Annotated in this window: 5 protein-coding genes and 1 pseudogene; 5 read left to right on the forward strand and 1 reads right to left on the reverse strand. The window is 71.7% G+C overall.

The annotated features are described in order from the left end of the window. Both AC1DXV_RS24695 and AC1DXV_RS24700 read left to right on the forward strand, forming a co-directional pair. Positions 1-3,133 (forward strand): PAS domain-containing sensor histidine kinase (locus tag AC1DXV_RS24695; RefSeq protein WP_477936029.1); only part of this gene is annotated, 3,133 nt, incomplete at its 5' end. Further along, positions 3,130-3,717, forward strand: coding sequence for an ANTAR domain-containing response regulator (locus AC1DXV_RS24700; protein WP_477936031.1), 588 nt, complete (start codon positions 3,130-3,132; stop codon positions 3,715-3,717). The genes AC1DXV_RS24695 and AC1DXV_RS24700, both read left to right, overlap by 4 nt. Here the strand turns inward: AC1DXV_RS24700 and AC1DXV_RS24705 are convergent. Then, positions 3,714-5,222: a sensor histidine kinase gene (locus AC1DXV_RS24705; protein ID WP_477936033.1), complete on the reverse strand. Its 1,509-nt coding sequence runs from the start codon at positions 5,220-5,222 to the stop codon at positions 3,714-3,716. The two genes, AC1DXV_RS24700 and AC1DXV_RS24705, sit on opposite strands and share 4 nt — an antisense overlap. Positions 5,223-5,399: 177 nt before the next feature. On the opposite strand from AC1DXV_RS24705, the gene AC1DXV_RS24710 reads away from it, so the two are divergent. From AC1DXV_RS24710 to AC1DXV_RS24720, 3 genes and pseudogenes are all read left to right on the forward strand, one after another. Continuing rightward, the gene (locus tag AC1DXV_RS24710) at positions 5,400-8,819 is read left to right on the forward strand and encodes a PAS domain-containing hybrid sensor histidine kinase/response regulator (protein WP_477868080.1); all 3,420 of its coding nucleotides are present in this window, start codon (positions 5,400-5,402) and stop codon (positions 8,817-8,819) included. A 5-nt stretch (positions 8,820-8,824) separates the two neighbouring features. Next, positions 8,825-11,083, forward strand: a complete 2,259-nt coding sequence (locus AC1DXV_RS24715; RefSeq protein ID WP_477868082.1) for a putative bifunctional diguanylate cyclase/phosphodiesterase — start codon at positions 8,825-8,827, stop codon at positions 11,081-11,083. A 41-nt stretch (positions 11,084-11,124) separates the two neighbouring features. Next, a pseudogene (locus tag AC1DXV_RS24720) lies at positions 11,125-11,313 on the forward strand (GGDEF domain-containing protein); the annotation flags it as partial.

Here is an 11,313-nt window from a genome sequence, read left to right on the forward strand (position 1 = left end):
GGCGCAGCTCGGGCCGCTGCTCGGCGAGCCGTTCGTCAGCGCCGTCGCGCAGGCACTCGCCGCCGGCTCGTCGTCGACGCTGCCGGAGGCGGTCACGCTGAACGACGGCCGCCGCTTCGGCGTCGCATTGGCGCCGCTCGACGGCGAGCGCCACGCGCTGCGCCTGGCCGCGGTGAGCCCCGCCACGGCACCCGCACCCGAGCTCACCCCGGCCCCGGCGATGCCCGACATGGGCACGATGTTCTGGGACGCCCCGTTCCCCGTCACGCTGCAGGACGAGCACTTCAAGCTGATCGACGCCAACGACGCGTTCCTCGAGTTCACCGGCTTCACGCGCGAGCAGTTGGTCGGCACCGACCCCCTGGATCTGCAACCCCCCGAGGACCGCGCGCTGAACCGCGCCTACCGCCAGCAGATGAGCACCGCCGGCACGACCCGGCTGGTGCAGCGCCGGATGATCCACGCCGATGGCCGCGAGCGCTGGTTCCGCGCCGCGTGGCGCGTCGGCAGCGATGCGCAGGGCCGCGCGCGCACCGTCAGCATCCTGCAGGACAGCACCGCCGAGCACATCGCGCGCGAACGCGCCGACCGCTCGGTGCGCGAGCTCGACGACTGGTTCGAACTCAGCCCGGTCGGCATGGTGCTGTTCGACGAGCAGGGCCTGCTGGTGCGCAGCAACCCGGCCTTCGAGGCGCTCGCGGGCGACGTGCCGGTGCTGATGTCCGAGGCCTCGCCCGGCATCCAGCAGCTGATGGCCTGGCACGAGGGCAAGCCGCTGCCGCTGCTGCGCCCCGGCTCCAGCCCGGTCGAGACGCAGGCCTGGGTGGACCAGCCGGGCCACCATGGGCAGCCCGACCCCGCGCCGCGCCGGCTGCGCTCCATCGTGCGCTGCTACCAGAGCGGCAGCGGCCAGCGCCGCTACATGGCCATCGTCGAGGACCGCAGCGTCGAAGAGGAACGCGACCTCGCGCAGATGCAGATCGGCGCGCTGATGGACACGGCGGGCGTCGGCCTCGCGACCTTCCAGGAGGCGTCCGGCTGGGTGCAGCACGGCGCGGTGTTCGGCAGCGCCGCCGAGTCGCACGCCGGCGCGCCCGCGCTGCAATCGATCCGCCGCGACGTGGTGCTGCCCGAATCGCTGCCCGAGTACGACAAGCTGCAGCAGGCGCTGCGCCTGGCCCAGCGCGCCGAGGTGCGCTATGCCATCCGCCACCCGGAGCACGGGCTGCGCTGGCTGCTGACGCGGGTCGAGCCGGCGACGCTCGCCTCGGGCAAGCGCACCACCTCGGTCGTCACGCTCGACATCACCGACCAGCACCAGACCCAGCAGCGCAGCGAGATGCTGCTGCGCGAGCTCACCACCATCCTCGAGAGCACCACCGTCGGCATCGCCTACCTGCGAGGCAACCTGCTCGTGCGCTGCAACCGGCGCTTCGAGGCRCTGCTCGGCTTCCGCGCCGGCGACGTGGCCGGCTGCAGCCTGCAGGAGCTGCTGGCCGCGCAGCCCGAGGTGGGCCGGCTGGTGGCCGAGATCGATGCCTCGCTGGCGGCCGGCCGAGTGCACGAGACCGAGATCGCGGTCGACACGCGCGGGCGCCCGCGGCACTGGTGCTCGCTGTCGGTGCGGCGCGCCGGCGAAGGGGTCGACGGCCAGGAACTGATCGCGGTGCTGACCGACATCACGCGGCTGAAGGCGCAGCAGGCCGAGCTGGAGGCGCTGGCCAGCGAGGTCGCGCTGCAGGCCGAGCGCACGCGCGCGATCCTCGATTCGGTGCTGGTGGGCATCGTCACGGTCGGCGCCGACGGCATCGAGTGGATGAACCGCTCGGCGCGCCGCATGTTCGGCGGCGACCTGGAGGATTTCATCGGCCGGCCGATGGCCACCGTCGCGACGCCGGAGAGCGACCATCCGTTCCTGCGCACCGACTACCTCGACGACCTGGTCGAGGGGCAGGCCGAGACCTTCGAATGCCGCGTGAAGGCGCGCGACGGCCGCGAGTACTGGGTGGTCGGCAACGCGGTCGTCACCGGGCGGCAGCTGACCTACGCGCTGCTCGACATCGAGCGGCGCCGCCAGGCCGAGGCGCGCACCGCCGAGGCGCAGTCGTCGCTGCAGCGCATCATCGAGGCGGCGCCGCTCGCGATCACGCTGCGCGATGCGCACACGCTGCGCATCCTGCAGGTCAACGAGGTGGCGGCCCGCAACGCATCGACGCCGCCCGCGCAGCTGATCGGGCGCACGCCGGAGCAGATCTTCCCGCCCGAGATCGCCGCCGAGCGCCGCCGCGACATGGAAGACGCGCTGGTCGCCGGCCGCGTGACGCAGCGCGAGTACCGCACCGAGCTCGACGGCCAGTTCCAGGTGTGGGACGCGCGCTACCTGCCGCTCGCGGCCGACGGCCAGCCGGCCGACCAGCTGCTGATGGTGGCGACCGAAGTCACCGAGCAGCGCGCCGCGCAGGAGGCGCGTTTCGAGGCCGCCATCGCGCAGCGCGAGATGCTGGTGAAGGAAGTGCACCACCGCATCAAGAACAACCTGCAGGGCGTGGCCGGGCTGCTGCAGCAGATCGCGACGCGCAAGCCCGAGGTGGCCGGCGTGATGGCCGAGGTGGTGGGCCAGGTGCAGGCGATCGCGCAGGTCTACGGGCTGCAGGTCGGCATCAGCGGGCCGCTGCGCCTGCACAGCGTGCTGGAGGCGATCACCGGCTCGGTGCAGCGCACCTTCGGGCGCTCGATCGTGTTCGACGCGCAGGGCCCGCAACCGCAGCAGTGGACGCTGCCGGAGGCCGAGTCGATCCCGATCGCGCTGACGGTGAACGAGCTGCTGACGAATGCGATCAAGCACAGCGCGGGCGACGCGCCGGTCAGCTGCACGCTGGTGTGCGGCGACGACGGCGTGCAGATCGTGATCGGCAACGAGGGCCGGCTGAGCGAGGGCTTCAGCCTCGCGCAGTTCCCCGGCGGCGTATCGGGGCTCGGGCTGGTGCGGGCGCTGTTGCCGCGGCGCAGCGCGAAGCTGTCGATCGAGGCGCAGGGCACGCGCGTGGTGGCGGTGGTCGACCTGAAACCGCCCGGGGTGGCGCTTTCGGCCACAATCGCGCCTTCACCGTCCCGCCAGCAGCATCCACCGTGACGAACAAAGGCAAGATCCTCGTTGTCGATGACGACCGCCTCGTGCTCGCGACGCTGACCCACGGGCTCGCGCAGGCCGGCTACGAGATCATCGATGCYGACAACGGCGACGACGCGATCCTGCTGGCCCGCGAGCACCGCCCGGATCTCGCGCTGCTGGACATCCGCATGGAAGGCAAGAGCGGCTTCGACGTGGCCGCCTACCTGCGCGACTACTGCCAGATGCCGTTCATGTTCCTGTCGGCGTTCGCCGACGACGACACCGTCGCGCAGGTGAATGCGCTCGGCGCGGTGGCCTACCTCGTCAAGCCGCTCGACATCCGCCAGATCGTGCCCGCGGTGGAAGCCGCGTTCGCACAGATCGGGCCGCGCGGCGGCGAATCCGTGCCGCTGCCCGRCACGCTGGCGCACGAGGCGCTCGGCCAGCCGGTGGCGATGGCGGTCGGCGTGCTGATGCACCGCTATTCGCTGCCGCGCGCGCAGGCGCTGGAGCGGCTGCAGCGGCTGGCGGCGGCGGAAGGCAAGCCGCTGGTGCAGCAGGCCGAGCGGCTGCTCGAAGCCGTCGAGCTCCTGTCGGCGGGCTAACCCAGCCAGAACTGGAAGCGCGCGCCGCGGTCGACTTCGCCCTCGGCCCAGATGTCGCCGCCATGCCGGCGCACGATGCGCCGCACCGAGGCCAGCCCGACCCCGGTGCCCTGGAAATCGTTCGCGCTGTGCAGCCGCTGGAACACGCCGAACAGCCGGTCGGCGAAGCGCATGTCGAAGCCGGCGCCGTTGTCGCGCACCGTGAAGGCCTGCCGGCCCTCGTGCACGCCCGATTCGAACCAGATGTGCGCGTCGCGGCACTTCGCGGTGTACTTCCACGCGTTGCCGAGCAGGTTCTCCAGCGCCACCCGCAGCAGCGTCGCATCGCCCTGCGCATGCAGGCCCGGCTCGATGTCGACCTGCACCACGCGCTGCGGCGATTCGCGCCGCAGGTCGTCGACGATGTAGCCCACCAGCTGCGACAGGTTGATCGGCTGGCGCGCCAGCGGCCGGGCCGACAGCTGCGACAGCGCGAGCAGCGAGTCGATCATGCTGCTCATGCGCGCGGCGGCGCCGAGCACGCGGTCGAGGTGGTCGTTGCCGATGCGGTCGAGCAGGCGGCCGTAGTCTTCCTTGACGATCTTCGTGAAGCCCTCGACCACGCGGATCGGCGCGCGCAGGTCGTGCGACACGGTGTAGCTGAACGATTCCTGCTCGTCGGCCGGCGGCAGCGCCGCGGCGGCCGTGGCCGCATGGCGGTGGAAGATCAGCACCAGCTCGGTGCCGGCGCGCTGCGGGGCGGGCGACGACGCCGGCGACAGCCGCAGCACCTGCAGCTCCCAGCCCTCGGCGCTGCCGCTCGCCGTGCCGGCATGCAGCGTCGGCGAGATCGCCTGCTCGGCGAGCAGCCGCAGCCCGGCCGGCAGGCGCTGCAACAGCTCGGGCCACGGCGGCAGCACAGCCGGGTCGGCGATGTGCAGCCAGCGCTCGGCGGCCGCGTTGGTCTCGTACAGCACGCCCAGCTGGCCCGGCGGCGGCAGCGCGACGCGCAGCACCGGATCGGTCAGCGCCTGCAGCAACTCGCTGATGCGCTGGTCGCCCGGGTCGGTGAGCTCGCGCGCGGAGCCCACGTAGCCGGCGAAGCGGCCCTGCGCATCGAGCACCGGCTCGGCGCGCAGCGACCAGGGCTGCCGCACCCCGGCCGAGCCGGCGCGCCACAGCGAGGTGGCGCTGAGCGGCGCATGCTGCTCCATCGCGTTGCGCAGCGAGCGGGTCAGCGTGTCGCTGCCCTGGAAGTGCTGCCACAGCGGTGCGGCGTCGTCGGCCCCGGCCCAGTCGGCCAGCGCCGCGCCGCGCGGCGGGCGCCATTGCACGACGCGGTGCTGCAGGTCGCTGCGCCATTGCCAGCAGTCGAGCGTCTGCGCCACCGCCTGCCGCTCGGCGCGCTCGTGCTGCAGGGCCTGTTCGGTGCGGCGCAGCCGCCGTCTCGACCAGGCCGCCCAGGCCCCGGTCGCGAGGGCTGCCAGCAGCAGCAGTCCGGCCGGCAGCGCGGTCTCGAGATTCATCCGACGGATTGTAAGGAGTGGTTGCAGCGTGACATTGTGGGGCGCGCGCCGGTTTCCAATGTGTCGGATGCCTCAAGTCGGTCCGGACGGGACCGAAAGTGGAACGAAGACCCTTTCCTGGGCCGAGTCAGTCCGTGGGGCCGACGCGGCAGCGCCATTTTCACCAGTAGTTGATCCATGCCTGCTCCGCTGTCTCGTCTTGCTCGATGGTTCGGTGTCCGCCAGGCGCGCCATGCGGCGAAGCCCGAGCCGGTGCCGCCGGTGGCGACGGTGCCGGCGCCGGCCGCGGCGGAGGAGGCGGTCATCGACTGGCTGGGCCTGCTGCAGCAGGTTGCCGTCGGCGTCGACGGGGCCGAATCGCTGGCCGACGCCCTGCACGCCGCTGCCGCGCTGCTGGCGCAGGGCCTGCAGGCCGAGGGCCACGCGGTGCTGCGCGTGCTGTCCGTCGCCGGCGACGCCGCCCAGCTGCAGGCCTGGGAGCAGCCCGAGGATCCGCATCCCGGCCGCTTCACCGTCCACCCGCGGCTCAGCGCCACCGGGCGGGCGGTCGCCGAAGGCCGCATCTGCCTGGCGCCGATGCATGGCTCGGCCGCCAGCGTGATGGCGCTGCCGGTGCGCGGCGGCATCACCACGGCTGCCGTGCTGGAACTGCACGGCGTGCCGGCGCAGCGCGACCTGACGGCCTTGCGCCGGGTGCTCGAGACGGTGCAGCGGCTGCTCGACCTGCGCGGCGCGCGTGCCGATGCCCAGGCAGACGCGCACGCCCCCGCCACGGTCCCCATTCCGCTCCTGCTGCCCACCACGCCGGCGCCCGCCGCGCCCGAGCCGGAACTGCTGCAGCTGCTGATGGAGAACCTGCCGGCCAGCCTGTTCGTGCTGAACCCGATCGACCGCCGCATCGTCGCGGTCAACACCCATGCCGAGCGCGAGTTCGCCAAGGGCCGCGAGCAGGTGCTCGGCAAGACCGTGCGCGATGCCTTCGGCGGYGATGTCGCGCTGCTCGGCGAGCCGGCCATCGCACGGGCGCTGGCCGAGCAGGGCACCATCGAGAGCGAGGTCGAGGTGCCGGGCGAGGGCGGCAGCCGCATCGTCAGCGCCCGCAGCTTCGCGCTGCGCCATGCCGACGGCACGCCGCGGCTGGTGATCGTGCTGGCGCGAGACGTGACCCGCGAGCGCCGTGCCGAGCGCGAGCTGCACGAGTCGCAGAACCGGCTGCGCGAGTTCGCGCACACGGTGGAAGACAGCCTGTTCGTCACCAACCCGGCGCGCGACCGCTTCCACTTCCTCGCCGAGAGCAGCTACGACACCTGGGGCACGCCGCAGGACGAGTTCGAGCGCACGCCGAACTCCTTCCTGTCGCGCGTGCTGCCGGAAGACCGCCACCTGCTGGCGGCGCGCCGCGAGCTGGAGGAACAGCTGCAGCCGGCCGACATCCGCGTGCGCATCCAGCACCCGGTCAAGGGCGTGCGCTGGCTGCGCTCGCGCACCCGCTCGCGCCGCATGCCCGACGGCGAGCTGCGCGTGTACGGCCTGGTGTGCGATGTCACCGAGGACCTGGAGCACGAGAACGAGCTGAAGCGCGCACGCGACATCGCCGAGGCCGCCAGCCAGGCCAAGAGCCAGTTCATGGCCAACATGAGCCACGAGATCCGCACGCCGATGAACGGCATCCTCGGCATGACCGAGCTGCTGCTGGGCACCGCGCTGAACGACCGCCAGAAGCGCTTCGCGCAGGCGGTGTACCGCTCCGGCGAGGCGCTGCTGGAGATCATCAACGACATCCTCGATTTCTCGAAGATCGAGGCCGGGCGGCTGGAGCTCGCGCCGGTCGATTTCTCGCTGCGCTCGGTGGTCGAGGACACGCTCGAGCTGCTCGCGCCGCGCGCGCACGAGAAGGGCCTGGAGCTGAGCTTCCGCGAGGAGCCCGGCATGCCGAGCCATGTGCACGGCGACCCGCTGCGGCTGCGCCAGGTGCTGACCAACCTGGTGGCCAACGCGATCAAGTTCACCGAAGCCGGCGAGATCGTCGTCGACGTGCGCATGCCGATGCCGGCGCAGTCGGCCGACCGCGCGCTGTGGCTGGAGTTCGAGGTGCGCGACACCGGCATCGGCATCGAGGACGAGGTGCTGCCGCGCCTGTTCAGCGCGTTCACGCAGGCGCACGGCGGCATGTCGCGCCGCTACGGCGGCACCGGGCTGGGCCTCGCGATCTCCAAGCAGCTGGTCGAGCTGATGGGCGGCGACATCGAGGTGCAGAGCTCGCCGGGCATCGGCTCGCGCTTCATCTTCAGCATGCCGATGGCGCCTGCCGACAGCGCCGGCGGCGACACCACGTCGCCGGGGCTCGACGTGACGCAGATGCCGGCCCTGCGCGTGCTGGTGGTCGAGGACCACGAGACCAACCGCACCGTGCTCGACAACATGCTCGGCGCCTGGGGCATGCAGGTGGTGCTGGCCGAGGACGGTCGGCAGGCGCTGGCGATCCTGTCGGGCGCGACGCCGATCGACCCGCGCTTCGACCTGGCGCTGGTCGACATGCACATGCCGCGGCTCGACGGCATGGGCCTGGCCCACGCGCTGCAGGCGCTCGGCCCGGAGCGCCCGGGCAGCGGCATGAAGATGATCCTGCTGTCGTCGGTGTCGTCGCCGGACGACGTGCGGGCGGCGCACCGCGCCGGCTTCGACCGCTTCGTCGCGAAGCCGGTGCGCAAGGCCGAGCTGCGCCAGGCGATCCTGGGCATCTCCAGCCACCGCGCCGATGCGACGCGCTTGACGCCCCGGCTGAACGCACAGATCCTTGTCATCGAAGACAATCCGGTCAACCAGGAGGTCATCGGGCAGATGCTCCGGGCGCTGGGGTGCCAGGTCCAGGTCAGCGCCTCGGCGCTGGAGGGTTTGAAGGCGTTGTGCGAGCGGCGCTTCGACCTGGTGCTGATGGACATCCAGATGCCCGGCATGGACGGCGTCGAGGCGTTGAACTGGTTCCGGCGCAGCCGCTCGGGACGGTTCAACTTCCTGACGCCGACCGAAACGCCGGTGATCGCCGTGACGGCCAATGCCCTGGGAGGGGATGAAGAACGGTTTCTCGAACTCGGTTTCGACGACTATCTGTCCAAGCCATTCCGCCAAAGCCAACTGCTCGCCATGCTTTCCAAACGATTGCGCCCCGCGGCGCCTGTGGATTCCGACAGCCCGCCCACCGGTGGCGCGGCCGCTCCGGCGCCCGCTGCCCCGGCGGCGGCCGCCGATGGCGTGCTCGATGCCGGCGCGCTCGACCGCCTGCGCGAACTCGACCCGAGCGGCGAGAACCAGCTGCTCGAGCGGGTCATGAAGGCCTTCGATACCTCGCTCGAGCGTCTTCTCCCCCAATTGCAGGATGCTCAGGCGTCCCACGACTTGACGGGCATCCGGCACGTGGTACACACGCTGAAGTCGTCTTCCGCGAGCATCGGGGCCCTCAAGATGTCTCAAATCTGCGCAGAAATCGAAGCCATGGTCCGCCGCGAGGCGACCCAGGGCATGGACGATCGCATCGTGGCGCTGCAGGCCGAGGTGGTGATCGTCGTGGCTGCCACGCGCCGGTTGCTGGGTCGCTGACCTCCATGAGCTCCAGCGCGCCGCTGCCCGACGACGACCTGCTCGGGCAGCCGCGCGTGCTGCTGGTGGACGACGACGAGGTCAACCTGCTGCTCACCGCGATCGCGCTGCGCGAGCGCGGTTTCGCGATCACCGAGGCCACCAGCGGCGAGCGGGCGATCCAGATCCTGGCCGACTGGTCGCCCGACGTCGTCGTGCTGGACGCGCTGATGCCCGGGCTCGACGGCTTCGAGACCTGCCGCGAGCTGCGCAGCCTGCCCGGCTTCGAATCGATGCCGGTGCTGATGCTGACCGGGCTCGACGACGACGCGTCGATCACCCGCGCCTACGAGGCCGGCGCCACCGATTTCTTCGTCAAGTCCACCCACTGGAGCCTGCTGGCGGGCCGGCTGCGCTACCTGCTGCGCTCGTCGCGCACCCGCCAGGAGCTGGAGCGCAGCAAGTCGAAGCTCGCGCGCGCGCAGGACCTCGCGCGCATGGGCAGCTTCGACTGGCACCGCGGCCACGGCAACCCGCTGTTCTCGGTCGAGGGGCTGCGGGTGTTCGGCCTCGGCCCGGGCGACACGCCCAGCATGCGGGCGCTGCTGCGCATGGTGCCGACCGAAGACCGCGCCGGCTTCGTGACCATCCTGCACGAGGTGATCCGCCACAGCTCGGTGCTGGCCACCGACATCCCGGTCACGCTGCCCGACGCCCGCCAGCGCATCATCCACGTCGAGGCCGAGCCGGAGTTCAACGAGCACGGCAACCTCTCCGGCTACACCGGCATCGTGCAGGACGTGACCGACCGCCGCATGGCGGAAGACAAGATCCGCCACCTCGCCAACTTCGATGCGCTGACCGGCCTGCCGAACCGCCGCCAGCTGATCTGGCGCACCGAGCGCGCGCTCGAGCATGCACGCCGGCTGAACCACCCGGTCGGGCTGCTGCTGATCGACCTCGACCGCTTCAAGGTGATCAACGACACGCTGGGCCATGGCGCCGGCGACGAGCTGCTGATGGAGGTGTCGCGCCGGCTGCGCTCGTGCGTGCGCCACTCCGACCAGGTGATGGAGAGCGCGGTCGAGTCGATGGGCTCGCGCTCGCACCGCACGCTGGAGGCGGTCGGCCGGCTCGGCGGCGACGAGTTCGTCGCGCTGCTGCCCGAGGTGTCCGACGAGTCGGATGCCGAGCGGGTCGCCGCGCGCGTGCTCGACGTGATGCGCGAGCCGATCTTCGTCGGCGGCCAGGAGTGCTTCGTCACGGCGAGCGTCGGCATCGCGATGTTCCCGCGCGACGGCCAGACGGTGGCCGACCTGATGCGCAACTCCGACGTCGCCATGTACTCGGTGAAGGCGCAGGGCCGCAATGCCGCGCTGCTGTACCGCCCGGCGCTGGCCGGCAAGGGCCGCGAGAAGCTCGAGCTCGAGAGCGCGCTGCACAAGGCCATCGAGCGCAACGAACTGGTGCTGCACTACCAGCCCAAGGTCGACGTGCGCGGCGCGCGCATGGTGGGTGCCGAGGCGCTGATGCGCTGGCAGCGCGGCGGCGTGCTGGTGCCGCCGGGCGATTTCATCCCGCTGGCGGAAGAAACCGGCCTGATCATCCCGCTCAGCGAATGGGCGATCCGCGAGGCGGCGCGCCAGGCCCGGATCTGGCAGGACAGCTTCGGCTTCAGCGACTCGATCGCGGTGAACCTGCCGAACCGGCTGTTCGAGCGCACCGACCTGGTCGAGCACATCCACCAGGCGGTCACCGCGTACGGCGTGCCGCACCATGCGATCGAGCTGGAGATCACCGAGACGGGCCTGATGAAGGACCTGCAGAACGTGATCCCGACGCTGCACCGGCTCAACGAGATCGGCGTCGAGATCTCGATCGACGACTTCGGCACCGGCTACTCGTCGCTCGCCTACCTGACCACGCTGCCGATCAGCGAGCTGAAGATCGACCGCTCGTTCGTGCGCGACCTCGGCATGACGCCGCAGAGCTCGGCGGTGGTCACCGCGATCATCGCGCTGGCGCGCTCGCTCGGCCTGCGCGTGGTGGCCGAGGGCGTCGAGAACATGCGCCAGATGGAGGTGCTGCACCGGCTGGGCTGCGGGATGATGCAGGGCTTCCTGTTCAGCAAGGCGCTCGCGCCCGAGGCGCTCGAACAGTGGCTGCAGCAGACGGTGCTGCCGCGCAAGGCGCCGTGGATCGTCGACGCCGGCGACGGCGACGACCTGTCCGATTCGATCCGGGCCGGGCTGGAGCCGCGCCCGAATCGCTACACCCCCAAGTGATCTCTCTTCCTGCCCTCCCTCTTCTTGCCCTGACCTGATCGATGGACACCAAACCCCAGGCGCCGCAGACGCCTGCCGTGCTGGCCAAGGCCGCGCTGCGCCGGCTCGTGGTCGACAAGCTGGAGCCGACGCCCGAGAACTACGCCCGGGCCTACCAGCTTGAATCCGGCGTCCAGCCGGGTGCGGCCCGCACCCCGCCCGCCACGGCGGCCACCGCCCCGGCGGCCGAC

Source organism: Rhizobacter sp. P3_C12 (assembly GCF_056402735.1).

Excerpts from the sequence above, each read along its gene's own strand:
- AC1DXV_RS24705 (WP_477936033.1), bottom strand. The coding sequence starts at position 5,222 with ATGAATCTCGAGACCGCGCTGCCGGCCGGACTGCTGCTGCTGGCAGCC.
- AC1DXV_RS24715 (WP_477868082.1), top strand. The coding sequence starts at position 8,825 with ATGAGCTCCAGCGCGCCGCTGCCCGACGACGACCTGCTCGGGCAGCCG.